The sequence below is a fragment of the Streptomyces sp. NPDC002499 genome (genome assembly GCF_053595415.1).
Genome location: NZ_JBSFXO010000007.1, coordinates 543,360 through 567,837 on the forward strand (window position 1 = coordinate 543,360; position 24,478 = coordinate 567,837).

24 protein-coding genes are annotated in these 24,478 nt (G+C 70.2%); 1 reads left to right on the top strand and 23 read right to left on the bottom strand.

Features of this window, described 5'->3' with window-relative positions; genetic code table 11:
* Window positions 1-115: 115 nt before the first annotated feature.
* The 21 genes from ACWD5F_RS22490 to ACWD5F_RS22590 form a co-directional block, all read right to left on the bottom strand.
* Window positions 116-295 (bottom strand): hypothetical protein, encoded by a 180-nt coding sequence (locus ACWD5F_RS22490; RefSeq protein ID WP_451256642.1) that lies wholly within the window; start codon window positions 293-295, stop codon window positions 116-118.
* 26 nt (window positions 296-321) lie between these two features.
* On the bottom strand, window positions 322-1,449 hold the full coding sequence (locus ACWD5F_RS22495; RefSeq protein WP_451256644.1) for a hypothetical protein: 1,128 nt from the start codon (window positions 1,447-1,449) through the stop codon (window positions 322-324).
* Window positions 1,449-2,450, bottom strand: a complete 1,002-nt coding sequence (locus ACWD5F_RS22500) for a hypothetical protein (protein ID WP_451256645.1) — start codon at window positions 2,448-2,450, stop codon at window positions 1,449-1,451. Before ACWD5F_RS22500 ends, ACWD5F_RS22495 begins: the two co-directional genes overlap by 1 nt.
* Window positions 2,451-2,478: 28 nt before the next feature.
* Entirely contained in the window at window positions 2,479-3,567 is a 1,089-nt protein-coding gene (locus ACWD5F_RS22505; RefSeq protein WP_451256647.1) for a hypothetical protein, read from the bottom strand.
* 40 nt (window positions 3,568-3,607) lie between these two features.
* Window positions 3,608-4,465 (bottom strand): phage distal tail protein, encoded by an 858-nt coding sequence (locus ACWD5F_RS22510; protein WP_451256649.1) that lies wholly within the window; start codon window positions 4,463-4,465, stop codon window positions 3,608-3,610.
* Window positions 4,462-5,661, bottom strand: coding sequence for a phage tail protein (locus tag ACWD5F_RS22515; protein WP_451256651.1), 1,200 nt, complete (start codon window positions 5,659-5,661; stop codon window positions 4,462-4,464). Before ACWD5F_RS22515 ends, ACWD5F_RS22510 begins: the two co-directional genes overlap by 4 nt.
* A gap of 50 nt (window positions 5,662-5,711) precedes the next feature.
* The gene (locus ACWD5F_RS22520) at window positions 5,712-6,473 is read right to left on the bottom strand and encodes a hypothetical protein (protein ID WP_451256653.1); all 762 of its coding nucleotides are present in this window, start codon (window positions 6,471-6,473) and stop codon (window positions 5,712-5,714) included.
* A gap of 13 nt (window positions 6,474-6,486) precedes the next feature.
* Window positions 6,487-6,867 carry a hypothetical protein gene (locus ACWD5F_RS22525; RefSeq protein ID WP_451256655.1) on the bottom strand — a complete coding sequence of 127 codons (381 nt, stop codon included), beginning with the start codon at window positions 6,865-6,867 and terminating at the stop codon, window positions 6,487-6,489.
* Window positions 6,868-6,902: 35 nt separating this feature from the next.
* A complete protein-coding gene (locus ACWD5F_RS22530; protein WP_401727505.1) occupies window positions 6,903-7,193 on the bottom strand; it encodes a hypothetical protein in 291 nt (96 codons plus the stop codon).
* A 52-nt stretch (window positions 7,194-7,245) separates the two neighbouring features.
* Complete coding sequence (locus tag ACWD5F_RS22535; RefSeq protein ID WP_401727504.1) at window positions 7,246-7,821, bottom strand: phage tail tube protein; 576 nt, start codon at window positions 7,819-7,821, stop codon at window positions 7,246-7,248.
* 173 nt (window positions 7,822-7,994) lie between these two features.
* Window positions 7,995-8,402, bottom strand: a complete 408-nt coding sequence (locus ACWD5F_RS22540; RefSeq protein WP_401727503.1) for a hypothetical protein — start codon at window positions 8,400-8,402, stop codon at window positions 7,995-7,997.
* Window positions 8,399-8,587, bottom strand: coding sequence for a hypothetical protein (locus ACWD5F_RS22545; protein WP_451256658.1), 189 nt, complete (start codon window positions 8,585-8,587; stop codon window positions 8,399-8,401). The genes ACWD5F_RS22540 and ACWD5F_RS22545 overlap by 4 nt, the downstream gene beginning before the upstream one ends.
* A gap of 360 nt (window positions 8,588-8,947) precedes the next feature.
* Window positions 8,948-10,030 (bottom strand): S1 family peptidase, encoded by a 1,083-nt coding sequence (locus ACWD5F_RS22550; protein WP_451256660.1) that lies wholly within the window; start codon window positions 10,028-10,030, stop codon window positions 8,948-8,950.
* A 253-nt stretch (window positions 10,031-10,283) separates the two neighbouring features.
* Window positions 10,284-11,186 (bottom strand): slipin family protein, encoded by a 903-nt coding sequence (locus ACWD5F_RS22555; protein WP_451256662.1) that lies wholly within the window; start codon window positions 11,184-11,186, stop codon window positions 10,284-10,286.
* A 187-nt stretch (window positions 11,187-11,373) separates the two neighbouring features.
* A complete protein-coding gene (locus ACWD5F_RS22560; RefSeq protein ID WP_451256664.1) occupies window positions 11,374-12,270 on the bottom strand; it encodes a S1 family peptidase in 897 nt (298 codons plus the stop codon).
* Between the two features lie 226 nt (window positions 12,271-12,496).
* On the bottom strand, window positions 12,497-13,279 hold the full coding sequence (locus ACWD5F_RS22565; protein ID WP_451256666.1) for a DUF1684 domain-containing protein: 783 nt from the start codon (window positions 13,277-13,279) through the stop codon (window positions 12,497-12,499).
* A gap of 45 nt (window positions 13,280-13,324) precedes the next feature.
* Window positions 13,325-14,629 (bottom strand): NtaA/DmoA family FMN-dependent monooxygenase, encoded by a 1,305-nt coding sequence (locus ACWD5F_RS22570; protein WP_451256668.1) that lies wholly within the window; start codon window positions 14,627-14,629, stop codon window positions 13,325-13,327.
* Entirely contained in the window at window positions 14,626-15,705 is a 1,080-nt protein-coding gene (locus ACWD5F_RS22575) for an LLM class flavin-dependent oxidoreductase (RefSeq protein ID WP_451256670.1), read from the bottom strand. Before ACWD5F_RS22575 ends, ACWD5F_RS22570 begins: the two co-directional genes overlap by 4 nt.
* Before the next feature lie 385 nt (window positions 15,706-16,090).
* Window positions 16,091-17,902, bottom strand: coding sequence for an FAD/NAD(P)-binding protein (locus ACWD5F_RS22580; protein ID WP_451256672.1), 1,812 nt, complete (start codon window positions 17,900-17,902; stop codon window positions 16,091-16,093).
* A 307-nt stretch (window positions 17,903-18,209) separates the two neighbouring features.
* Window positions 18,210-18,806, bottom strand: a complete 597-nt coding sequence (locus ACWD5F_RS22585; RefSeq protein WP_451256674.1) for a GTP-binding protein — start codon at window positions 18,804-18,806, stop codon at window positions 18,210-18,212.
* Window positions 18,807-18,894: 88 nt separating this feature from the next.
* A complete protein-coding gene (locus ACWD5F_RS22590) occupies window positions 18,895-20,088 on the bottom strand; it encodes a DUF5685 family protein (RefSeq protein WP_451256676.1) in 1,194 nt (397 codons plus the stop codon).
* 290 nt (window positions 20,089-20,378) lie between these two features.
* Between ACWD5F_RS22590 and ACWD5F_RS22595 the strand changes: the two genes are divergently transcribed.
* Window positions 20,379-20,819, top strand: a complete 441-nt coding sequence (locus tag ACWD5F_RS22595; protein WP_401727491.1) for a cell division protein SepF — start codon at window positions 20,379-20,381, stop codon at window positions 20,817-20,819.
* 68 nt (window positions 20,820-20,887) lie between these two features.
* On the opposite strand, the gene ACWD5F_RS22600 is transcribed toward ACWD5F_RS22595, so the two are convergent.
* Window positions 20,888-22,078 carry an acyl-CoA dehydrogenase family protein gene (locus ACWD5F_RS22600; RefSeq protein WP_451256678.1) on the bottom strand — a complete coding sequence of 397 codons (1,191 nt, stop codon included), beginning with the start codon at window positions 22,076-22,078 and terminating at the stop codon, window positions 20,888-20,890.
* Window positions 22,079-22,778: 700 nt separating this feature from the next.
* Window positions 22,779-24,386, bottom strand: a complete 1,608-nt coding sequence (locus ACWD5F_RS22605; RefSeq protein ID WP_451256680.1) for an MFS transporter — start codon at window positions 24,384-24,386, stop codon at window positions 22,779-22,781.
* Between the last annotated feature and the right edge of the window lie 92 nt (window positions 24,387-24,478).

The window sequence follows — 24,478 nt, forward strand, 5'->3', positions numbered from 1 at the left end:
TTCGAACACATCGGCGATTACCTGGAAGTGGATGATGGCTAAAACGGGACTGCCCCGCCATCTCCTGGGCGGGGCAGAGCAGTTGAGGGAGCAGTGTCAGATCGTGATGCGAAAACTACTTTTCGTCACGCTCCGAGGCCTGTTCGGATTCATCGGATCCAGGAGCGACCGTCTCCGCGGTCGCGCTGCTCGTCACACCGCTCGTCGCGCGCTGCGCGGTCTCCAGGGCGTGCAGCCGGCGCTTGATGTCGCGGAGTTCGGTGAGGAGGGTGTCGGGGCGGTTGATCCTGGTCATGGCGTGCTCCTGGGTCGACTTCGGGGTCAGGGGATGTTCGTGGCGGGTGTCACGGTCAGCTGGACCTGCTCCTCGCCCGCGTCGCCGCCCGGGGTGACCTCGATCCCGGTGATCCGTACGTCGAAGTGGGTGCCCTCCGGGAAGAACACGTCCTTGATGACGACGGTGGCGTCGTCGCCGACCTGGTAGGAGCCGAGTACGGGTTCCAGGTCGGCGCGGACGGTCAGTTCGGGCAGGACGACGGGGGTCGAGACAGCGGCGAGGGCCGAACGGGCCTGGGAGCGCAGGAGGTCGACGTCGGTGAGGTTGACGTAGGAGACCTCGGTCTCGGTGAGGGGACGTCCGGTGGTGCGGTCCTCGGCGACCGCGACGAGCTGGCCGCTCTCGCCCTGCTCGCCGAGGGCGAAGACGCGGCTGGCGGTGGAGGCGCCGTCGACCGGCCAGGCGTAGCCGATGAGGTTGGCTCCGTACTCCCACACGTGCGGGGTGCCCTGCTGGCCGAGGTGGGGGGTGCCGACGCGGAGTCTGCGGACGGGGCGGCCGTCGGTGCCGTACGCCATGTCGAAGAGGAAGTCGGGGCCGTCCTCCAGGCTGGCCAGTTCGCGCAGCGCCTCGCCGGTGCTCTTGAGGCCGGCGCCGGGGTAGTCGAGGGTGCGGGTGATGCCGGAGCGGGCCGTGGACTCGGGGCGTACCCGGATGTCGCCGCCCGCGTGGGCCTGCGCGACGGCGACCAGGGTGCGGGCGATGTCGGACTGGTCGACGTCGGTGAAGGAGACGTCGACGGCGGCCAGGTCGGTGGTGGTCGGGTCGAAGTCGGCGGGCAGCACGCGGCGATGGTCGAAGTAGGAGAGGAAACCCGCCGCGCCGATCTCCAAGTGCTGGTCGGCGGAGGTGTACTTGGCCGTCCAGATCACCCCGCCCCAGACGAGCACACCGTCGCGTTCGACGTAGAGGGCGGCCCGTCCGGGTTCGGTGAGTTCGCGGGGTCGGTGGACGGTCACCCGGGGGTCGCCGAGGGGCAACCGGGCACGGAACTCGCCGGCTTCGTTCAGCTCCGTACTGAACGTGACGTCGTACAGAGGGAGTTCGTCGGTGATGGCGCCGGTGGCGAGGTCGGCGGTGTAGTAGGTGTAACGGGTCGGGCGGGTGGTCACTAGCCCACCAGCCAGCTGGTGTTGAGGTAGACCAGCTGGTTGACCGGCAGCGGGGTGTCCTGGGGGAACACCGCTACGGAACCGTCGGTGCGGACGATGAGTTCGAGGCCCCGCGTCACTCCGCCCAGCACGGTGTACCAGTGGTGCCCCATCAACGGGCGGCAGCTGGGCGGGACGTTGATGACGGTGATCCCGTTGCCCGCGACGGCGACGGAGGTGCGGATGGCGCCGCGCATGTGGACGATGGAGCCGATCCGGCGGGCGCCCGGTGTCTCGCCGTTGTAGACGGTCCAGTTGGGGAGAAGACCCATGGGAACCCAGCCGGTGTCGTCGTTGACCGCCCGCCAGCCCGCCGAACTGTCGAACCACTCAAGGTGGTTGGTGTCCCAGCGGTGGATGTACATGCCGCTGTAGGGGTACGTCGGCCGGCCGGCCTCGCCCCAGACCCGCAGGATGCCGCCCGCGCCGGTGGTCCACACGCGCAGGTCGTCGATGTCGCCGGCGCCGATCGACGTGGCGTTCTTGGCGACCCTGAGCCGGGCGAGCGGGATGAAGTCGCCGGTGACCGCGGGGTCGGTGGGGGTGGCGGCGGCCGTTCCCTTGACGAGTTCGACGGTCATCGCGGTGGTGGTGTCGCCGTACTGCGCGTCGCGCTGCCGGGCGATGATCAGGTCGTTGCGCGGATTGGCGGAGTCGGCGGGGTTCGTGCCGAGCGCGTCGAGGGTCTTCTGCTGGTCGAGCGTGACGAGGTAGGCGCCGGTCGCGGTGGCCCTGGTCCCCTGGATCACGCCCTGGAAGGGGCTGACGGTGACCTTGCCGGACACGGTGGCGGTGGGCTGGACCCTGCCGGGGTCGGCGGTGGCCGGCCGGATGCCGCTGCGGGCCTGGACCGGGCTCGCCCCGGGCGCGGCGAGCACGCTGGTGGCGAGCCGGGCGTCCTCCGCGTCGACGACACCGCCGGAGATCCAGCCGGAGTCGCGTTCTGGAGTGGGCGTGCTCATGATGATGCCTCTTCCGCTGGTCGGAGTGTCACGGGACGGGGAACGCCACCACGCGCAGGCCGGTGTAGTGCGCGGCGGCCGAGAACACGAGCGCGGTACCGGTCGTCATCCCGCCGCCCCGGGCGACGTACTGCGTCAGCACCAGCGGCGTCGCCGCGGGCAGCAGCCGGTGGCCCTGGGCCACGCTGGTGGTGATCCCCGTGGGGCCGCCGTGGAAGCAGGCGAGGGACACCGGCGACCCGTCCTGCGTGCGCACCACGTGGTCCCAGCGCTCGTTGGCGCCCGAGGTCTGCGCGGTCAACTGCCCGGTGACCAGGAGCATTCGGGGGTACGGCGCCGCCGGCACCGTCACCTGGTTGAAGGTGTACCCGGTGGCCCCCGCCGAACCGGTGGTCAGCGGCCAGCCCGGGTCGGCCGGACCGAAGAGCTCCACCGCCCCCGTGGCCGCGGGTCGCCATGCCGTGCCGGCGCGGACCAGGTCGAGTCCGGTCTCCAGGTCGTACACCCGCTGCCCGGAGTAGCCGTCGGCCGGCAGGGACTCCTGGGTCTGGAGGGGGAGCACACCGCCGGCGGCGACGGTGTACGTCCGCAGGTCCTTGATGTCCGCCTGGGTGATCGCCCCCGCGTTGGCCCGGACGGTGATCTCGGCGAGCGGCAGCCAGTCGTCGGTCATGGTGGGCGGGACCGGTGTGACCGCGGGGTTCCCGGCGACGATCCGCACGAGCATGCCGTCGCTCTCGTCGCCGTACTGCCGGTCCTTCTGCTGGGCCACGACGAGGGCGATGCGCGGGTTGGACGAGTGGGCCGGGGCCGCGGTGAGCACGTCGAGGCTCTTCTGCTGGGCGAGCGTGATCAGATACGCGCCCGCCGCGGATTTACGGGTGCCCTGGATGACGCCCTGGAAGGGCCGCACCGTCACATAGCGCGAGGGGGTCGAGGCCGCCTCGACGTTGCCGGGGCTGCCGGGTCCCGGTTTGATTCCCGTGCGGGCGGCGATCGGGTTGCCGGGGTTCGCGGACGCCGCGGCGAACACGCCGGTGGCGAGGCGGGCGTCCTCGGCGTCCACGACGCCGCCGGAGAGCCATCCGGAGTCGCGCTCGAACTCGGGTTCAGCCATGCGGGGCGGTCCTTCTGTAGCCGTATTTTGGTGGGCGGTCTCAGAGCCAGGCGTCCCGCCACTCGGCGGTCAGCCGGGCGGCCGGGGCGTAGTCGCGGGCGCGGAAGAGGACGGGCGTGGCACCCGGCCGGAGCGGGAACCAGTCCGAGCCGGGCCGCAGGGTGGAGCGGCGGGAGGCCGTGCCCTGCAGCAGGACCGAGCGCGCGTCGGTGTCGATGAGCAGGAACTCGCCTTCCTGGAGGGTGAGTTCGAAGGCGAGTTCGTCGCCGGTCGCGGTGTTGGTGATCACCGGCTGGACGCAGGGCCCGGCGATCCGCCAGACCGGCCAGGTCGGGGCGGTGCCCGCGTTCTCCAGCAGCAGCCGGCCGCCGGAGGAGCCGGACCCGAAGTTCAGCGGGAAGGAGAGCGGGAAGCTGACCCCGCCGCTGGAGGAGGGCAGCGGACAGGTGCTCGCGTTCAGCCCGTACGAGTACCGCAGCGGGTCCGGCGCGGTCATGGTCAGGGAGAACTCGAAGCCGGACTTGCGGTCGACGATCTTCGTCTCGGCGGAGAGGCGGACCAACGCCCTTCGGGTGCGGTGCGGTTCGGTGACGACCAGCGGCAACAGCGTGCTGCCGTCGGCGAGTACGGCGGCCAGCCGGTCCTTCGCCGCTTCCCGCGCCGCGCGTTCGGGGGTGACGGCGGTGCCCTCCAGGGTGATCACACGCGGGCCCCGGTAGGAGGGGGCGTCGAACGCGCCGTTGCGCTCGGGGCGGTCGACCAGGGTGAGCCGGACCGGCGGGGTGGCGGCCCAGCCCTGCTCGCTGGTGACCCACCATTCGACGCCGGAGTCGTCGACGGTGTTCCCGGCCCAGCCGTCCACCTCGAACACCGGCTGCTGGAGCTGCTGTCCGGTCATCGCTTGGCCGCCCAGGCGAGTTCGCGGGCGGTGATCCGGCCGATCTCGTACTCGGACTGGCCGGGCCGGGGATGGACGTTGACGGTGACCGGCGCGGACGCGGTGGCGCCGGTGCGGATCGCCGACCGGGCACCCGCGGCTCCGGCGAGGCTGTAGCCGGGGCCGATGACACTGCGCGCGGTGGCGGTGGCGAGTCTGCCCGCGGCGCCCGCGACGCGGTTGCCGCTCTGCTCCATGCCCAGGGCGAGGCCTTCGCCGATGTCACCGCCGAAGCCCATCATCACCTTCGACGGGGAGGAGATGCCGAGGATGCTGCGGATGGGGCCGGGGATGTGGTCGATGATGAAGTTCTTGATGGTGTTGAGCAGGGCCGAGGCCTTGTTCTTGATGCCGTTGATCAGGCCGTTGATGAGGTCACCGCCCAACTCCCTCAGTTTGCCGGGCAGTTCGGCGAAGAAGCCGACGATCTTGCCGGGCACCTCGCGCAGGAAGTTCACGACGCCGTTCCATTTGTCGACGATCCAGTCCCGGACCGCGCCGACGGCCTCCTTGATCCGGTCCCAGTGCTTCACGATCGCCAGCACGGCGATGCCCACCGGGCCGGTCAGAATGGCCACCAGCAACGGCCAGTTGGCCTTCAGCCAGTTGACCACGTTCTTGCCCGCGTCGATCAGCCAGTTGATCGCGACCGACGCGGCTTTCATGACCGTGCCCACCACCTGCCCGATGACCTTGAACGCCGCCTGCATGACGGCCTGCACGGTCTTGGACTGCATCGCCATGTCGATGAGCTTGGTGATGAGCGGCATGATGAGGGAGAGGATCGCGCCCAGGATGTTGGCCTTCATCGCGGTGTTCAGGCCGCGTTGGGCGGTGGTCGCGGTCTTCAGTCCCTGACTGAACCGGCTGAAGAGTCCGCCGCCGGATGCCGCGCTGCGGCCCGCCCGCTGGACGTCGGCGGAGGCCCGGACGGCGGCGGTCCGCATCTGGTTGAGCCCGGTGCTCGCCTGCGCGGCCGAGCTCCGCAGCCGGCCGGTGGCCGTGCTCGACTGGGTGGCCGCGTTCTTGAGCCGGTCGACCGAACCGGTGGCGCCGGTGACCGCGGTCCGCATGCGCGTGACGGCACCGCCGGTGTTGGTGGCGGCGGACCTCATCTGGTTCAGCGCCCGGGTGACCGATACGAGTGACGTCTGCATGGTGGGTTGGCTCCGTCGGTTTCGCCGTTGGGGTCGGTGTCGTGGGGTCGCTATCTACGCAGGGTCTGTTCGAGGGAGTTGAGGTCGTTGCGCAGCCCCTGGATGGACCGCCCCGCACCCCTGGCGCTGCCCTCCAGCTCACGGACCTTCTGCATGCCGTCCTTGACCTCACGGTCCAGGACGCGAATTTGCCTGAGGGCGGTCTGGGCCTGGCGATCGGCGCTGTTCGCCTTGGTCCGCAGGGCCTTGCTGCGCTGGTCCGCGGCGTTGGCGACCTGGCGGACGCTGCTGATCTTGGTGCCGAGGCTGACGAGCTGGGCCCGCAGCCGCTGATCGTCGTTGGCGAGCTTTTGGCGGATGCTGACGAACTCGTTCCGGAGGGTGGTCCTCAGCTGTTGCTCATCGGCCTGCAGACGCCGGATGTCGGCCGTGGCGCTGGCCAGGTTCCGCTTCACCGTGTCGACCAGGTCCTTGGTGGTCACGGCTCTGAGGCTGAGATCATGAAGCCGTCTGTCCTGCTCTTCGTCCAGCCGCTTCTGGACGCCGCCCTCAAGGATCTTGTTCAGATCGATGGCCGTGGCTTCGTGCTTGACCAGGCTGTACTCGGTCTGCACCCCGAAGACGCTGAGGGAGGCGGCATTGGCCTCGGCCTTTACTCCGGCGACTTCCGCCTTCGCGCCGGTGACCGGCACGTTGTCGGGATGCGCCTTGACGTCCCAGACGACATTCTTCACGGCGTCCTGGAACGACCTGAACGAACCCAAGTCGTAGACCCACTGAGGAATGTGCCCACTCGACTCCGAGGGCGGCATCCGTTGCCTCCTTTCATGCGGGTGAGTTCAGGAAAGCCACGATCTCCGCCGGACTCGCGACCCGCGGCTCGGACAGGTCGGCCGCCGACGCCAGGTCGGGCGATACGGCACCGCCGCCCGGCCTCGGTACCGGCTCCGGATAAGGCGCCGGCTCCGTGTCCTCGTCGCGGTTGACCGTTGCGAACATCCAGTTGGCGACAGCCAGTTGGTCGATGACCGCCGCGAGCAGATGGTCGGTGATCGTCCAGTCCGCCTGTTCGCCGTGGACGGCTCGGGCGTAGGACGAGTCGGCCGGCAGGTGTTCGGTCAGGACACGCAGACGGCGGGAGGAGAGACGGCCCCGGTGCCAGTCGAGAAGGTCGACGCCGTAGTGGCGGAGCAGGTCCGCCTCCAAGGCCTCGGCATGCTCGTCGACCAGCGCGCCGAGGCTCAGCCTTCCCCCAGCGTCATGCCCGTCTCGCTGCCGTACGCCTCCAGGATCGCGGAGACGTCCTGGACGCTGATGTCGTACTTGCAGAACCGCTCGAACTGCTCGGGTCCGAGAAGCAGCGCGAGCAGACCGTCGATGTCGTTGTCCTCCAGCGTGGCGATCTGCTTGGCGATGCTGCGCGGGAACTCGGTGGGCAGGTGGAAGACATCCGTGTCCACCTCGAACTCCCAGTCCTTGCCGAGGGTTTCGAGGCGCTGGGCGCGGGCGGCGTTGACATTGAAACGGGCCATGAGAGGTCGGGCTCCTTGCGGGACGGATCAACGGACGGGCAGGAACGCGGATTTACGCCGCGCTGAAGCTCGGGTCCTTCATCAGGAAGGTCGCCAGCGGGGCACCGTCCACCGTGGCCAGCGCCGTGAACGTGACGCCGAGCTTCACCGGGGCCGTACGGACGAGGGAGATCTCCTCCGTCTCGGTCACCTGGCCGCGGGCGATGATCATGCGGTACCTGACCTCGTCCCCGTCGGTGAACTCCAGCCCGAGCATGCGCTCGTCGAACTTCGGCTCGGCCGCCAGCTCGTACTTGTAGAGCCCGGACCCGGTCGCCGTCTCCTTCACCTTCCCGCCGCCGAAGAAGAACGGCAGCGTGTCCTCGTTGAGTTGGAGGAGCTGGAACTTGAAGCTGAGGTCGCGGTCGGAGTAGACGAACCTCGCCGAGCTGACGCTCTGCCAGGTGTCGACGGGGTCCAGCTTGTCCTTCTTGGAGATCTTGACCCCGTCGGTGGTGGTGTACCCGAGGTCGCTCCACCCCGCGCCCCAGGCCGTGGCGGTGTCGGCGGGCGGGGCGGTGGCGAGCGGGGCGATGAGAACCCGGCCGCTGCCCGCGACCCGGATCTCCTTGGCGTTCATTCCGGCCATCACTGCTCCTTGATGGGAGTGGGACATGACGTGCTACGGACTTGGTACGAAGGGACTGCGGAGGTGCTGCGGAAGTACTACGGGGTGCTGCGGAGGTGCTGCGGAAGTACGGGGCACTGCGACGGAGACGACTTCCCGTACGGGGAGAGCGTCAGGGGGCCGGTGGCCGGCCGTCAGGCCGGGCGGACCACCAACCGGGTCGTGGAGACATAGCGGTTGGCGGTGGCGTGCCGGTAGTCGGGCAGCCAGCGCGGGCCGTCCTCCTCGACCACGTCCACCACGGTCGCCTCGCCGTACACCGCTCCCCGGAGTTGCAGCATCAGGGCACGGGCGATCAGGGAGACGGTGTGGGCCGCGGGTTTGGACGGCCCGTAGACCTCCAGGTCGACCAGCGGATTGTCCAGGCGGGGATCCTCCGCCCAGGCTCCGCCGACCCGGGAGACCAGTACGGCGCGCTGCGAGCCGTCGAAGCCGGAGGGCGGCTGGACGTCGACCAGGACACCCGCCAACTCGCTGCGGTCCTTGAGGAGATCGACGACCAACTGCTCGACGTCCGGGAAGGTGATGTACGGCTCGCTCATCCCCGGGACTCCGACTCGACCTCCGGTTCGTCCTCGGGTTCAGGTTCGGAGTCGGGTTCGGGCTCGGACTCCGGTGCGGGGTGCGCGATCACCCCGAGAACTCCCCGCGCGGTCGAGTCGTCCACCTCGACGACATCACCGGGCTCGTGCCCGTTCCACCAATAGGTCAACTGGACCTTCTGCACAGCACTCCCCCGTCGTTCGGCTGTACGGCTCCCCGCGGAGGTCCGGTGAAAGCGACTTGATGAATGGTCAACTTCATCCGCTTGCACGCGAGTTGACGCCCCCGGGGTCCCAAATGTAACCAGCGCCCCAAGAGCAGCGTGAGGCGCGTAATGTTTCAAAGAGATAACGATCAGATGGAATTCGCCTACGGCAACCATTCGGTCACCCTCCCGGCACACGAACTCCTGACACGCGAACTCCAAGCACGCGAACTCCTGGCATGCGAACTCCTGGCACGCGAAAGTCCCGCCCCTCGCGCGCGGGGCGGGACCTCACTTCACGTCATGACCGCAGAGCCGGTCGGGACAGCCCGGGTCGCGTCAGCCGATCTCCGCGCCGAACGTCGACAACGCCTCCGTCACCGGCTGGAAGAACGTCTCCCCGCCGGACGTGCAGTCGCCGCTGCCACCGGACGTGAGCCCGATCGCCGCGTCGCCGTCGAAGAGCGAGCCGCCGCTGTCGCCGGGCTCGGCGCAGACGTCGGTCTGGATGAGGCCGTTGACGATGTCGCCGTTGCCGTAGTTCACGGTGGCGTCGAGACCGGTGACCGTGCCGGTGTGCACCTGGGTCGTCGACCCGCTGCGGGTCACCTTCTCGCCCACGGTGGCCGCCGCGGCGCGCGTGATGGACTGCGCGGAGCCGTTGTAGAGGTCGACCTCGCTCGGGTGGTCCACGTCGGACGTGTACTTGACAAGACCGAAGTCGTTGTCGGGGAAGCTGGACTGCTCGTTGGTGCCGATCTGGTTCCCGCTGGAGTCGGACCAGGTGGAGATCGCCTCCGTGCAGTGCCCGGCGGTGATGAAGTACGGCTGTCCGTCCTTGACCACGTTGAAGCCGAGCGAGCAGCGCCCGCCGGAGCCGGTGATCGCGTCGCCGCCCGCGATGAAGGGCTTGAACTCCCCCTTCGTACGCTGGAGTTCGGCCACCGTGCCGAGCCCGTCGACGACCTTGCCGAGCTTGGTCCACTCGGCCGCCGAGACCGTGCGGTCGGCGGTGACCACGACCTTGTTGGTGGTCGGGTCGGTCACCCAGGAGGTGCCCGGGATGGTCGCGTCCTGCTTGAGCGTCGTACGGGCGCCCTTGAGTTCGGCGAGGGAGTTCTCGACGAGTCTGGCCGTGGCGCCGGCCGCCTCGACGGCCTTGGCGGCGGTCTCGTCGAGGACGTTGACGACGAGACTCTTGTTCTGTGCGTCGTAGTACGTGCCCGCCGCGTCGCTGCCGAGGTCCTGGCCGAGCGTCGAGGCGAGCTTTCCGGCCGCGACGGCCGTCAGGGTGTGCGGCGTGGAGTCCTTCGCGGGCTCGCTGGCGTTCGCAGTCTGGAAGGTGACTCCCGCGGCGACCAGTGCGGTGACACCCGCACCTGCGATGGCCGCACGCCGCCTGGGTATGCGTCGGTGCTGCAACTCACGTCCTCCTGTGGGGGGTTCGACCCGGGAGGTTGTGGGGACCCCACGGGCCGGAAGGCTGGTTGACGGGCGCCCACTATTCCGAGGTGCACAGGGAGCACACAAGGTCGAGTTCAGGACGCGCGTAGCCGACGGCGTGCGCTCCCTCGTCGCCAACCCTTCACAGGTGCCTTGCAATCGCTTCGCAGCCGCGCAGGAAAATTCGCAGTGCAAACACTACGGGCGAGTAACCGGCGTCGGAGGGTGAGGATCAGTCGTGGCTTGAATTCGACTCTCCGGAGGCCTCCGGCAGTTGCGGCGGCTGCTGCGCCTGCGGTTGCTCCTGAGGCTGCGACTGCTGCTGCACCTGCGGCTGTTGAGGCTGCTGCTGTACCTGCGGTTGCTGCGGCTGGGCCGGCTGCGCCCTCTCCAGGAACCTCAGCAGCTCCACCGGGAACGGCAGCACGAGCGTGGAGTTCTTCTCGGCCGCGACCGCCACCACCGTCTGTAGCAGGCGCAGTTGGAGCGCGGCCGGCTGCTCGGACATCTCCTTGGCGGCCTCGGCCAGCTTCTTCGAGGCCTGGAGCTCGGCATCCGCGTTGATGACCCGGGCCCGCCGCTCACGGTCCGCCTCGGCCTGCCGGGCCATGGACCGCTTCATCGTCTCGGGCAGGGAGACGTCCTTGATCTCCACGCGGTCGATGGTGACGCCCCACTCCACCGCCGGGCTGTCGATCATCAACTCCAGCCCCTCGTTGAGCTTTTCGCGGTTGGAGAGCAGATCGTCCAGCTCGCTCTTGCCGATGATGGAGCGCAGCGAGGTCTGTGCCATCTGCGCCACCGCGAACCGGTAGTCCTCGACCCGGACGATCGCGTCGGCCGCGCCGGTCACGTTGAAGTAGACGACGGCGTCCACCCGTACCGTGACGTTGTCCCGGGTGATGCCCTCCTGGGCCGGCACCGGCATCGTCACGATCTGCATGTTCACTTTGCGCAGCTTGTCGACGAACGGGACGACCATCGTGAACCCCGGTCCACGCACCTCGGGCCGGAGCTTGCCGAGGCGGAACACCACGCCTCGTTCGTACTGTTTGATGACGCGCGCCGCGGCCATCACGTACACCGCTCCAACAGCCGCGAGCGAAGCTCCGGCCGCCACCAGCTCCTCGACCATGCCGGCCCCCAGGGTCCCGAGTGGGCGTTACAGAGGAGTTCTGCCTGTACTTCGAAGGTAACTCCGGAGTAGGGACATGGGCGAGCCCCCGCACGCCGATTGCGTACGGGGGCTCGCCTGCCGCCGGCTGCGCTGTGCGCCCGGGCTCGTCAGCTCGGGCGCGGACAAGGACTGCTCCGCGGCTCGGTCAGCCGATGGTCACGCCGTAGTAGCTCAGCGCCTCGGTGACCGGCTGGAAGAAGGTCGTGCCACCGGAGCTGCAGTTGCCGCTGCCGCCCGAGGTCAGACCGTAGGCCACGGTGCCGGCGTACAGCGCACCGCCGCTGTCTCCGCCCTCGGCGCAGACGGTGGTCTGGATCATCTGGTAGACCACGTCGCCGCCGCCGTAGTTGACGGTCGCGTTCAGGGCGGTGACCCGGCCGCTGTGCGTGCCGGTGGTGGAGCCGCGGCGGTACACGGTCGTGCCGACGCTCGGCGTGGCCGCGCTGGTGATGGTCTGGCTGCCGACCGAGCTCGGGTGGGCCACCGAACCGGTGTAGCGCACCAGCGCGAAGTCGTTCGTCGGGAAGCTGTAGCTCACGTTGCTGCCCAGCAGCGTGGTCTTCGCGGAGTTGGAGTACCAGGTGGAGGCCACCTCACCGCAGTGCCCGGCGGTCAGGAAGTAGTACGTGCTCCCGCTGTGCACGTTGAAGCCGAGGGAGCAGCGGTAGGCACCGCCGTAGATGGCGTCGCCACCGGTGATCAGCTTCTTGAACTGACCCGGGGTGTGCTTGATCGTGAGCGCACCGGCGTCGCCGCCGGCCTGCGCCTTGATCTTGGCGATCTCGGTCTTGGAGACCGTGCTGTCGACGGTGACGACGACGCGGTTGGTCTTGCTGTCGACGGCCCAGGCGGTACCCGGGATGTCGGCCTTGAGCACCGAACTGCTGACGCCCTTGAGTTGCGCCGTGCTGAAGGGGGTGACGGTGGACGCGTTCGCGCTGGGGACCGCGAACGAGGCGGCGGCCACGAGTCCGGTGGTGACGGCGATCAGCCGGGTCCGTCTCGAAATGCCGCTGCGCGGAGTGGTGCGCTTGATCCTCACTTGTCGTTCCTCCACATGGGGAAGTCGGGGGCCCGCGTGGGGTCGGGGCCCGTGAGGCGCAGCCAGGGCCCACTTCGTCCGGATTCCGGACATGCCGTGCCCCTGACAAGCGCTGTGGGGAGTATTCGACCGAACAACCGTTAGGCACAAGGGCGCCTTTCGGCCGTGGATCTTTGAACCAGCTGTGCGAACGGGCCGCCTCCCCCGGATGCCGGTGTCCCCGCACTCAGAGCAGGTTGCGCTCCCCCGCCTCGATCGCGAGGTCCAGCGTATTGCCCGGCGGCGGGAAGGGGCAGATGAAGGCGTCGGCGAATGCGCACGGCGGGAGCAGGGCGCGGTTGAAGTCCACCGTTGTGCGCCCCTCGGCGTCCGGGGCGGCCGGGCGCAGGAACCGGAAGCGATGGCTGCTCCGTCCGCTGCTGCCGTCGGCGAACACGGCCCACAGCGACCCGTCGTCCTCGACCGTCACCTGGAGGGTCAGTTCCCGGCCGGCGAGCGTGAACGCCAGCTCTCCGCCGAGCCCGAGACCGCGCTTGCGGCCGTCCGCGTTCTCGACGCGTACGGTGCGGTCCTCGGCGTACGGAGTGAAGCGCCCCGGCACCGACCACCGCGGGTCGTAGGGGGTCGCCTCGATGCCACGGAAGGCCCGCCGGGCCGGCGCGTCCGGGTCGAAGTCCCGTACGCCCCACACTCCTTCGCGCACCAGCACGACCAGCCGCCGCTCGCCGGACGCGACCCGCGCCGCGGCCGCCGGGCCCTGGTCGGGGGCGAGTCGGACCGTGCCGTCGAGGGGCCGTCCGTCCACCGTCAGCCCGTCCGTCGCGGTGGCCGTCAGCAGCACCGCGTCGCCGTCGTCCGACCAGTTTCCGGGGATGTCCGGAAGTCGACCGTCCGGATAGTCCTCCAGCCAGTGCGTGCCGGTCAGCGCGAGCGACCCGTGGGGCGCCGCGGCCGAGGCCACGCGCCGCTCGTGCCACCGCTGCCACTCGTCGGCCACATCCGTGGTCATCCGCTCAACCCTCGTCATCACGTCACCAGCCCCGCCGTCATGTGATCAGCCCCGCCGCCCCGCCGGGTCGGCCAGCCCCAGATGTGAGCGCAGGGTGGCGCCCCGGTATTCCGTGCGGAAGGCGCCGCGCTCCTGGAGCAGCGGCACCACCCGGTCCACGAACTCGTCGAGGCCGCCCGGGGTGAGATGCGGTACGAGGATGAAGCCGTCGGCCGCGTCCCGCGTCACGAACTCCTCCAGTTCGGCGGCGACGGCCTCGGGGGTGCCGATGAAGGACTGCCGGGCGCTCGCCTCGATCACCGTCTGCCGGATCGACAGGCCCTTCTCCCGCGACAGCGCCCGCCACTTCTCGGCGATCGCAACCGTGTCGCCGCGCCGGGTCCGTCCCTGGCTGATCCCGGAGTCGGGCACCGGGTCGAAGTCGGGCAGGGGTCCGTCGGGATCGTACGAGGACAGGTCGGCGCCCCAGACCTGCTCGAGGGCGAGGATCGCGTTCTGTGGGGAGACCTGCTGGCGGCGGATCCCGGCGGCCCGCTCCTGCGCCTCGGCCGCGGTGTCGCCGAGGACGACGGAGACACCGGGCATGATCTTCAGGTCGTCCGCCGTACGGCCGTACTTCGCAAGCCGGCGCTTGACGTCGGCGTAGAAGGAGCGGCCCGCCTCCAGGGAGCCCTGCCGGGTGAAGACCACGTCGGCGGTGGCCGCCGCGAACTCCCGTCCCTCGTCGGAGTCCCCGGCCTGGATCACGACCGGATGCCCCTGCGGTGAGCGCGGGACGCCGAACTCGCCCGCGATGTCGAAGTGTTGCCCGCGGTGCGCGACGGGCCGGAAGACCCCGTCCGGGTCCCCGGAGTCCCACAACTCCCGTGCCAGCTGAATGAATTCGGCGGCCCGGGTGTACCGGTCGACCCGGTCGAGGAAGCCGCCGCGCCGGAAGTTCTCGCCGGTGAAGGCGTCGGAGGAGGTCACCACGTTCCAGGCCGCCCGGCCACCGCTGAGATGGTCCAACGTGGCGAGTCTGCGGGCGAGTTCGTAGGGCTCGTTGAAGGTCGCGTTGACCGTGGCGGCCAGCCCCAGGTGTTCGGTGACCCCGGCGAGCGCGTTCAGGACGGTGAGCGACTCGGGCCGCCCGACGACGTCCAAGTCATGGATACGGCCCTTGTGTTCGCGCAGCCTCAGTCCCTCGGCGAGGAAGAAGAAGTCGAACAGACCCCGCTCGGCGGTGCGCGCGAGATGCTCGAAGGACGAGAACTCGATCTGCGACCGCGACCGCGGATCCGCCCACACCGTCGTGTTGTTGACCCCGGGAAAGTGCGCCGCCAGATGCATCCGCCTGCGTCGTACGGTCATGACGTTCCCCCTGTCACGGCGTACCGGTTGGCGGGCCGGGCCAGGCCCAGGTGCTCCCGGAGCGTGCTGCCCGGGTAGAAGGTGCGGAACAGTCCCCGGTGCTGGAGCAACGCGACCGTGCCGTTGACGAGCCGCTCCAGGTCACGGCGCGGCTCGGCGGGCGTGAGGTGGAAGCCGTCGACGACGCCGTCCTTGTACCAGGCGGCGATCAGCTCGGCGAGGTCCACCGGACCGCCCCGGTACAGCGGGCCCTGCGCGGTCTGCCGAGGCCCGCCCCCGCCGTGCCCGGGCTCGGCCGCGTGCTCGCCGTCACCGAGGTCGATCAGGAGGCTCGCGAGCACCCGCGGCGCGTCCGAACTGCGCCCGAACTCCACGGCCCTGCACCGCAGTTCATCGCGTACGGCACCGGCCTGGGCCGGGCTCACGGCCTGCACCAGCGCCACGTCCGCGTACCGGGCGGCCACGGGCCGGGCGTGCCCTTGGGTGGCGTCGATGACCCGCACGGGGTGGCCCTGCGGGGGCCGGGGCACGATCGACGGCCCCTTGACGGAGAACGAGTCGCCCGCGAAGTCGACGTGATGCAGCTTGTCCCGGTCCAGGAAACGGCCGGTCGGCACATCGCGGATCTCCGCGTCGTCCTCCCAGCTGTCCCACAACCGCGCGGCCACGTCGGCGACTTGACCGGCCTCCCGCCACAACTCGTCCGCCGCGACGGCGTGTCGGCGGCCGAAGAGGCGGGCCTCGCCCTCGGTGGCCGACACGTCGATCCGCCAGCCGGCCCGACCGCGGCTGACCCAGTCCAGGGTCGCGACGGCCGCCTGGACGTGGAAGGGCTCGGTGTGGGTGGTGGTCACGGTCGGCACCAGCCCGATCCGGCTGGTCGCCGGCGCCACCCGCGACAGGACGGACAGCGCGTCGGGCCCTGGCCGGCCGAAGGTGTCGTCCAGCGTGATGAAGTCCAGCCCGCCCCGCTCGGCGAGCCGCGCCAACTCGACATAGGAGCCGGCGTCGAACACCGCCGACTGGTCGATGGCAGCGGCCAGGTGCAGCAGCCCCCGGCCGTACGAAGGGCTCATGTCGGGAATCCTTTTCGGAGAGCACACGGGAGGCGGCGGGGGTGCCGAGTCGAGCACGCACGCGGGGAGCGACGGGGGTCACAAGCCCCGCCCACACTCAGGGAACGGCGGGGATCGCAAGCCCCGCCGCCGCGCAGGGAGCGGCCGAAGCGGCAAGTCCGACCCACGCGCAGGGAACGGCGGAGGTCGCGAGCCTCGCCGCCGTGCAGGGGGCAGCCGGAGCGGCAATTCCGGCCCACGCTCAGGGAACAGCGGGAGTCACAAGTCCCGCCCCCACACAGGAAGCGACCGGAGCCATAAGCCCCGCCCACACACAGCGAGCAGCCACAGTCGCAAGCCCCGCCCACACACAGGCGGCGGGGTTGCCGGCAAGCAGCGGGAGCGTTCACGCCGCCGCCCGCTCGGAGAGCTCCGCCAGGAACCGCAGCGCGGCCCGCGCCGTCGCGTCGTTCTGGCGGAACGCGGGGCCGCCGGTGCGCGGCCGGGTGAAGGCGCCGGAGGTGCGTGCGTCGGTGAAGGGCCCGAGCGCGAACCGCCGGGGATGCGGCCGGCCGGCCCGGTCGAGGATCCGTCCGTCGCCGGGGTCCACCCGCAGCAGTCCCTCCGGGGTCTCGGCGACCCCGTCCCCCGCCCCTTCTTCGTACAGCTCGCGCAGCAGGGCGTCGCGGGCCCGGCCAACGGTGGGTTCGGGCAGCCGCGCCTCGACCAACGCCCGCGCCTCGACGGAGGAGTTGGGCACGGTCGCGCTGGTGGCCCGGAACACGCCGTCCTCGGCGGTGACGGTCATGTCGGCGCCCAGGAAGTTCAGGACACCGGCGCGGGACAGCGCGAGCAGCTGCCGCAGCCGGGGTCCGGGCGGCCCGGAGGCCAGATAGCTGAAGAACCCGTGCCACCAGGGCCCGATGTCACCGAGCCGAATCAACTGCCCGTAGACCGACAGCAGTCCGAGGAAGACCGCCAAGTCCGGGCTGTATTCAGGATCATGACGCCGGCTCAGATCCCGCTCGACATAACCGCGCAGCCCTTCCTGGAACTCCTCGAACGAGCCGTACCGCACCCCGTCCAGCGGATGGTCGAGCGCGGCGAGGTCCAGCCGGTCCGCCGGCGCGGGCACCGCGGACGCCACGAGGGCCTCACGCTCGGCCAGATCGGCGGCGGCCGCGTACTTCTCCTCGAAGTCGGTCCAGGACATCCCGGTCCGCTCCGGATGCACGGTGAACAGCCGGTGGTAGTGGGCGAACCCCAACTCCTTCTCCACCAGCGGCCACACGTCCCGCCGGAAGTCGAACCCACCTGGCCGGGCGAGCAGTTCCGCCACCTCGACGGGCCCGAAGAACCGGGGCAGCGGCGGCCGTTCACCGCTCCAGTCGTAACCGATCTTCGAGTGGTACGGCACTCCGCGCCGCGATCCGACGTACAGCACCGGCTCCCGCCCGGACGGGACGTAGGTGTCCCCCTCGTAGCGCCCGCCACGCCCCTCCGTCAGCAGCACCATCAGGTCGACGAAGGCGAGCCCGAAGCCTCGGACCAGGACGGGTTCACCGGCCTTCAGCGGGGACAGGTCGCTGTCGGCGGTGAAGTCGGGCGGCAGATGGACCAGGCCGTGCGCGGCGGCGTACGAGGCCAACTCGCTCTGCTGCTCGTCGAGTTCGGCGTCCAGGTGGCCAAGGGCCAGGACCACGAGGTCGGCCAGGAGCGGACGCGGGCGGCCTTCGAGCCACACCTGCTGCCGGCCCTCGCGCGGCCCGCCGACCCGCAGGGCGCGTCTCGGGTGGTGGTGGACGGTGATGCCGTCCGGCAGCGCGGCGACGGCCTGCTCGTGCACCCAGCGCAGGTACGAGCCCTGCAGCGGGCGGTCGGCGAAGACGTCCGCGTCGATGCCGGCCCACTCGTGCAGCGTCGGACCCTCCCCCACGGGACCCTCCATGGCCACCGTCTCGTCGGTGAACATCGTGACGTCCTCGGCGTGGGAGTTCATCCACAGCAACGGCGACTGGGCCGCCCGCCAGATGCGTCCGGCGCCCGGTGGATGCGGGTCCACGAGATGGATGTCGAGGCCCGAACCGGCGTACAGCTCGGGCGCGTTGGCGGCGATCCGCTGGATCAGACCGGTCCCTCGCGGCCCGGCCCCGACGATCACCAGGGAAGGCCTCGTGCCGGGTACGGCGGTGACTTTGGCAAGGGTGTCCGATGACATGCGAAGACTCCGTGACGCATAGGTCGAGCACGGGTGCCTTCACACGGTGCGCCGCTGGGCGCGCTACGGCCGAGCCCCTCAGCAGGGCCGTCCGTCGACTGTACGGCGCCGTTTCCCCTCACTGTCAAGGTTGTCCATCATGTGAGCAGCACGTCTCAGCTCGGTTGACGGGAAACCGGATGCCTGTTCCACTTGGCCCATGCATCCACAGCAGTGGCTGGTCAAGCGCTCCCACATCGACTTCGGTCGCGTGTGGTCCTCTTCCTGTTGAGCCGACCTCGCTGCACGTGCTCTGCCCTCTTCGCCTTCACACGCACACCCCTCCCCTCCCCTTGGGCGCGCCCCGGACGCCGATCACCCGGTCCAGCAGCGCGCCGAGCACATCCCGTACCGACCCGCGGTCCCGAGCATCACACTCCAGCACCGGCACATCGCCCCTGAGCCCCAACACCCTGCGCACTTCGTCGAGTTCGAAGTGATCGGCGCCGTCGAAGCGGTTCACGGCGAGCACGAACGGCGCGCCCTGCGTCTCGAAGTAGTCGACGGCGGGGAAGCACTCCTCGATGCGACGGGTGTCCACGAGGACCACCGTCCCCAGCGCGCCTTCCTCCAGGTCGTCCCGGAGGAAGGAGAACCGGTCCTGGCCGGGCGTCCCGAAGAGGTATAACGCGATCGACGGATCGAGCGTGATCCGCCCGAAGTCGAGCGGGACGGTCGTGGTCGTCCTCGACTCGGTGCCGTCCACCGCGTCGATCCCCATCGAGATCTGCGTGATCGCGGCCTCCGCGTCCAGCGGTTCGATCTCCGAAATGGCCGCGATGAACGTCGTCTTGCCGACCCCGAGCCCCCCGCTCACCACGATCTTCACGGCGAGCGGCACGATCCTGTCAGAGCGCCCTGACATGGTCCCTGATCCTTTCGAGCGGCCGCACGCACATCGCGTCCTTGCCGGAGATACGTCCCGGAAGGCCCCTGCGTTCAATGCAGCCGATTCAGCAACTGCAGTCGCAGCCGCAATCACAGCAGTCGCAGCCGTCACAGCAACTGCAGCCGTCGCAGCAGTCACAACAGTCGCCGCAGTCCGGGTTGCAGAGACCTTCCTTCCGCTCCCGGCTCCAGGGGTCCTCGTACGAGCCGCAGCACAGCTGGCACGTACAGGCGAGGCCCGCCCACACCGCGCACCCCGCCAGCAGCCCGCGCCGGTCCCGGCGCGGCGGCCCGGGCGGCAGCGGCGGCCCGCCGGGACCGCCGGGCGGTGCGTAGGGCCCGGCCAGCGACGGCGCGTCACCGTGCCCTTGCCCGTCCCCGTGCCCGCAGGCCGCGCTGCCGAAGGCCCGGTCGACGGACGTGCCCAGCTCGTGCACGAGCAGCCGGTGGGCGAGCTTGCCGTCGCCGAAGTCGACCTCGCGCAGCGCGAGCCGTATCCCGTGCAGCGCGTCGTCGGCGAGCCGGCGTGCCTCGACGAGCGGGGTGCCGGTCGCCGTGAGCGGGTTCCAGGCACCTGACGCGGCGTCGGATTCCTTGTCCTCCACGGCGTCCAGCAGATGCGCGAGCCGTCCGAAGAGGCGTCCGGCCTCGGCGAGCGGTTCGGCGTTGCCCGGCCGTCCGGCGAGCCGCGCGGTGTGCGCGAAGGCGGCGGCCGTGGCGGTCTCGGTCGGTTCGGTGACCGTCAGGATCGGCGTGCCCGGCCCGGCGAGGGTCTCGATGCCGACCTGCCGGTCCACCGCGTCGACGAGCACGGCGGTGTCGAAGCCGACCTCGGATCCGGTACGGGCCCCCGCCGCGTCCCACCGCTTGGCCACGCGGCGCGCCGCGAGCGCCACCGGCTTGCGCGCCAGCAGCCCGTCCCCGTCGGCGACATGGTCACGCACCTTGGCCGAGGCGAGCACCAGCGAGACAGCCGCCGCGAGCCGTGCGCCCTCGCCCCGGGCGACGGAGGCGGTCCGCATCCCGCGCAAGGGGCACGGCCCCGCCGTACGCCGCCATCCGCCCGACTGCCCGGTGGCGCCGTCGGCCTGAGCTTCCGTCAGAACCGATATGAGAAGTCCGTCATAGTTCGTCACGACTCGTGCGAACTGTCCGTGGTCCTTGCGCAGCGCGAGACATAGCCCGCACAAATGCGCCATCCACTGGGTTTTGAGATTTTCACCGAGCCGATGACGGCAGGGCCGAACGATTCCGAACACAGCACTCCCCCGTGGCGTGTAGGACGTTGAGCTGCTGCATCGTAGCGACCACCCCGTTCACTCGTACGCTCCGTGCATCACCCATACGCCGTGAAGAATCATATTTCACTCACAGTCAGCAGCCGTGTGGGTAACGACCCTTGCTACAACAGGGCTCTCGACGTATGGGCTGTGCACCAGTACCGTCACAAACCCCCCGCGCGGCGTCTATCCACTTGGCGCGCCATCCGCATCATGGATGACCATAGGGATGCGGAAAGCAAGAAAGACCGCTGTGAGAGGAGGCGTCCATGGGATCTGTACGCAAGGCGAGTGCCTGGCTTGGCCTCGTCGACGACAACGATGACGAGCGCTATTACGACGACGACTACTCCGAGGGGACCGAGCAGCCCGGGGAGGCCTGGGTCACCGACCCCCGGGTCAAGGTGGCTTCGGACACCGCCGAGGAGAAGGGCCGCCGGATCGGCACGGTCACCCCGGACAGCTTCCGGGACGCCCGCGCCATCGGTGAGCTCTTCCGCGAGGGTGTGCCGGTCATCGTGAACCTCACGGCCATGGAGGCGTCCGACGCCAAGCGCGTCGTCGACTTCGCGGCCGGGCTGACCTTCGGCCTGCGCGGCACGATCGAGCGGGTCGCGAACCGTGTCTTCCTGCTGACCCCCGCCAACACGGAGATCGTCAGCGGTGACCCGGTCGCGCGCCGCGAGGACGGTTTCTTCAACCAGAGCTGAGGCAGGGCCGCTTACCGGCCCTGCCTCCCGCAGGGTTGATCGACGTCGATCAGGGTCCTCGGGTCTTCCTACCGGAAGGCGTCGAGTCCGGTGAGCGCCTTGCCCAGCACGAGCTGGTGCATCTCGACGGTGCCCTCGTACGTGAGCACCGACTCCAGGTTCGTCGCGTGCCGCATCACCGGGTACTCCAGGGAGATCCCGTTGGCACCGAGGATCGTCCGTGCCGTACGACAGATCTCGATGGCCTCTCGTACGTTGTTGAGCTTGCCGAAGCTGACCTGCTCGGGACGCAGGCGGCCGGCGTCCATGCGGCGCCCCAGGTGGTGGGCGAGCAGGATCCCCTTGTGCAGTTCGACCGCCATGTCGGCGAGTTTGGCCTGGGTGAGCTGGAAGCCCCCGATCGGCCGCCCGAACTGCTCCCGTGACTTCGCGTAGTCCACGGCGGTCTCGAAACAGCTGCGCGCGGCGCCCATCGCGCCCCACACGATCCCGTACCGGGCGTGCGACAGACAGCTCAGCGGCCCCTTCAGCCCGACGACCTCCGGCAGTACGGCATCGGCGGGCAGCCGTACGTCGTCGAGGACGAGCTCACTGGTGACGCTGGCGCGCAGGGACCACTTGTGCCGGATCTCGGGCGCGGCGAATCCTGGCGTGTCGGTCGGCACGACGAACCCCCGGATCCCGCCCTCGGTCTGCGCCCACACGACGGCAACCCCGGCCACGGACCCATTGGTGATCCACATCTTCCGCCCGCTGAGCACCCAGTCGCCGCCGTCGCGCTTGGCGTACGTCCGCATCGCGGCGGGGTCGGACCCGTGGTCGGGCTCGGTGAGCCCGAAGCACCCGATGACCTCACCGGCGGCCATACGCGGCAACCAGGCCCGCCTCTGCTCTTCACTCCCGAACCGATGAATGGCGTACATGGCGAGCGACCCCTGCACGGACACGAGGGACCGAATCCCGGAGTCGGCGGCCTCGAGCTCCAGACAGGCAAGCCCGTACTGCACGGCACTGGCCCCGGCACACCCGTACCCGGTGAGCGACATCCCGAGCGCGCCGATACTCCCGAGCTCCCGGGCCAGCTCCCTGATACCCGGCAACTCCCCGTCCTCGTACCACTCGGCGACATACGGCACCACCCGATCCGCCGCCCACGCCCGCACGGTCTCCCGCACCGCCAGATCCTCCGGCTCCAGCAGATCGTCGATCCCCAGCGGGTCGGCTGGATCGAACGGGGGCAACTTCGAGGACGCGGCCATGGAACCCTCCGACACAAACGAAAACTAGCGCTGCTAGTCAGCACACGGCCCCCGACGCTACGACGCAGCGCCCCCCACGTCCAGTACCTCTCCCACCCGCCCACCCGCGCGGGCCAACTGGGAGGCGGGGGTCGCTTGTGGGGGTGCTGCGCCGTCGGCGACTGCGGGTGGAAGGCGGGCAGCGGCACAAACACTCAGACGCGGGAGCGACGCCGGCCGGCTCTTCGGCGCGGTTGAGGGTGCGCGGCGCGGTTGAGGGTGCGCGGCGCCGTTGAGGGTGCGCGGCGCCGTTGAGGGTGCGCGGCGCCGTTGAGGTCGCGCGGCGCCGTTGAGGTCGCGCGGCGTGGTTGAAGTTGTGCGGCGCCGTTGAGGGTGCGCGGCGCCGTTGAAGTCACGCGGCGCCGTTGAGGTCGCGCGACGCGGTTGAGGGTGCGCGGCGCCGTTGAGGTTGCGCTGGCCGTTGAGGTTGCGCGGCGCCAGGTTCGCTACCGCGCCTCGCGGATGTGCGCCCCCATCTCAACCCGCCAATATTTCTCCGCCGCAACGGCGATAACCCCCACGAAGCAGTCCGGCGGTGCCGAACCAACCCGCGCCCCGAACTCACCACCCACCCCCGCAAGCCGCCACCAAACCGGAACCCCCACAGGCGACGTCCACCCCTCAACAAGCCCGCACGGGTGGGCGGGTGGGCCGAGGTTGGTTACGCGGAGACGCGGGACTCCGCCACGTCCCTCGGGGCGGGGAGCTCCACCTTCAGCCCCGGCTCCGCGCACTGCATCACCCGCGGCAACCGCAGCGCCATCACCGCCCCCAGCAGCAAAAGACCCGCGCTCACGAGCAACGTGACATGCAGACCGTGCACGAAAGAGTCCTGCGCCGCCCGACGCAGCGCAGCGCCCCGCACGCCCCCGAGCCGCGCGGCCACGTCGTACGCCTCGCCCAGCGAATGCCCCGCCGCCTTGGACGCCGACGCCGGCACACCGGGAACGGCGGACAGCCCGGGGGCGTACGCCGCGTTCATGACGCTGCCCAGCAGGGCGATACCGATCCCCGCACCGAGCTGGTACGACGTCTCCCCCACCGCCGCGGCCCCGCCCGCCTGCGACGGCGGCGCCTCGCTCAGCATCGACTCGTACGCCCCGAAGAGCGTCGTCTCCAGACCGAACCCCAGCAACAGGAACCCGACCAGCAACAACCCCGTGTTGTCCGCACGGCCCATCGCGGTCAGCAGCAGCACCGCCCCGGCGGTCACGAGGAACCCGACACACACCATCCGACGCGGCCCGAACCGCCGTAGCATCCGCGCCCCCGCCAGCCCCGCCGCCATCGCGGCGAACGTCAGCGGCAGCAGTCGTAGACCGGTCTCCAACGGCGAAAGCCCCAGCACCAGTTGGAGGTACTGCGCCGCGATCAGCTCAAGTCCCACCAGCGCCAGCATCGCCAGCACGATGCAGCCCACCGATGTACTGAACGCCGGTCGCGAGAACATCCCGAGGTCCACCAGCGGATGCGTACGCCGCCGTTGACGTCGTACGAAAAGAACCAGCAGCACCGCGCCCAGGACCAGCGGCGCCACGGTGAACACGCTGTCCACCGGCTCGCCGCCACCCAGCCGCTTCACGCCGAAGACCACGCCGAACAGCCCGGCCGCGGCCATCAGCGCGCCGACCACGTCCCACGGCCCGTCGCCCGCGCCCCGCGACTCGGGCAGCAGCAGCCGGCCCACGGGCAGGCTGACCAGCATCAGCGGGATGTTGACGAGGAAGACCGAGCCCCACCAGAAGTGTTCGAGGAGGAAGCCGCCGAGGAGCGGGCCGACCGCCGCGCCCACCGCCGCGACCGCGCTCCAGATACCGATCGCCAGCGCCCGCTCCCGCCGGTCGGGAAAGACCTGGCGCAGGATCGACAGCGTGGCCGGCATGATCATCGCCCCGCCGACACCGAGCAGCGCCCGCGCGAAGATCAGCACCTGCGCGTCGTGCGCGAGGGCCGCGAGGCCGGAGGCGATGCCGAACAGGCCGTACCCGAGCAGCAGGATCCGTCTGCGGCCGACCCGGTCGCCGAGCGTGCCGAAGAGGATCAGCAGCGAGGCGCAGACGAGGGGGTAGACGTCGACGATCCAGAGCAGCTCTATCGCGCCGGGCTTCAGATCCTCGGTGACCGCGGGAACCGCCACGTGCAGCACGGTCGCGTCGACCGCGACCAGCAGCAGGCTCACACAGAGGACGACGAGGACGACCCAGCGGTTTGCACCGGCCCCGGCCGCCCGACGGCGCAGCGCAGCGGCGGCCGTGGTCGTCCCGGACATGCACGTACCTCCCAGATGTTCCCTCGCGTTCGGCGGGCACACAGGGTGGGGACTCCCCGTGATCTCGGTCGGAGAGGAGCGGTGGTCTCCGA

Excerpts from the sequence above, each read along its gene's own strand:
- ACWD5F_RS22490 (WP_451256642.1), bottom strand. The coding sequence starts at position 295 with ATGACCAGGATCAACCGCCCCGACACCCTCCTCACCGAACTCCGCGAC.
- ACWD5F_RS22500 (WP_451256645.1), bottom strand. The coding sequence starts at position 2,450 with ATGAGCACGCCCACTCCAGAACGCGACTCCGGCTGGATCTCCGGCGGT.
- ACWD5F_RS22505 (WP_451256647.1), bottom strand. The coding sequence starts at position 3,567 with ATGGCTGAACCCGAGTTCGAGCGCGACTCCGGATGGCTCTCCGGCGGC.
- ACWD5F_RS22510 (WP_451256649.1), bottom strand. The coding sequence starts at position 4,465 with ATGACCGGACAGCAGCTCCAGCAGCCGGTGTTCGAGGTGGACGGCTGG.
- ACWD5F_RS22515 (WP_451256651.1), bottom strand. The coding sequence starts at position 5,661 with ATGCAGACGTCACTCGTATCGGTCACCCGGGCGCTGAACCAGATGAGG.
- ACWD5F_RS22520 (WP_451256653.1), bottom strand. The coding sequence starts at position 6,473 with ATGCCGCCCTCGGAGTCGAGTGGGCACATTCCTCAGTGGGTCTACGAC.
- ACWD5F_RS22530 (WP_401727505.1), bottom strand. The coding sequence starts at position 7,193 with ATGGCCCGTTTCAATGTCAACGCCGCCCGCGCCCAGCGCCTCGAAACC.
- ACWD5F_RS22535 (WP_401727504.1), bottom strand. The coding sequence starts at position 7,821 with ATGGCCGGAATGAACGCCAAGGAGATCCGGGTCGCGGGCAGCGGCCGG.
- ACWD5F_RS22540 (WP_401727503.1), bottom strand. The coding sequence starts at position 8,402 with ATGAGCGAGCCGTACATCACCTTCCCGGACGTCGAGCAGTTGGTCGTC.
- ACWD5F_RS22555 (WP_451256662.1), bottom strand. The coding sequence starts at position 11,186 with ATGGTCGAGGAGCTGGTGGCGGCCGGAGCTTCGCTCGCGGCTGTTGGA.
- ACWD5F_RS22565 (WP_451256666.1), bottom strand. The coding sequence starts at position 13,279 with ATGACCACGGATGTGGCCGACGAGTGGCAGCGGTGGCACGAGCGGCGC.
- ACWD5F_RS22570 (WP_451256668.1), bottom strand. The coding sequence starts at position 14,629 with ATGACCGTACGACGCAGGCGGATGCATCTGGCGGCGCACTTTCCCGGG.
- ACWD5F_RS22575 (WP_451256670.1), bottom strand. The coding sequence starts at position 15,705 with ATGAGCCCTTCGTACGGCCGGGGGCTGCTGCACCTGGCCGCTGCCATC.
- ACWD5F_RS22580 (WP_451256672.1), bottom strand. The coding sequence starts at position 17,902 with ATGTCATCGGACACCCTTGCCAAAGTCACCGCCGTACCCGGCACGAGG.
- ACWD5F_RS22585 (WP_451256674.1), bottom strand. The coding sequence starts at position 18,806 with ATGTCAGGGCGCTCTGACAGGATCGTGCCGCTCGCCGTGAAGATCGTG.
- ACWD5F_RS22595 (WP_401727491.1), top strand. The coding sequence starts at position 20,379 with ATGGGATCTGTACGCAAGGCGAGTGCCTGGCTTGGCCTCGTCGACGAC.
- ACWD5F_RS22600 (WP_451256678.1), bottom strand. The coding sequence starts at position 22,078 with ATGGCCGCGTCCTCGAAGTTGCCCCCGTTCGATCCAGCCGACCCGCTG.
- ACWD5F_RS22605 (WP_451256680.1), bottom strand. The coding sequence starts at position 24,386 with ATGTCCGGGACGACCACGGCCGCCGCTGCGCTGCGCCGTCGGGCGGCC.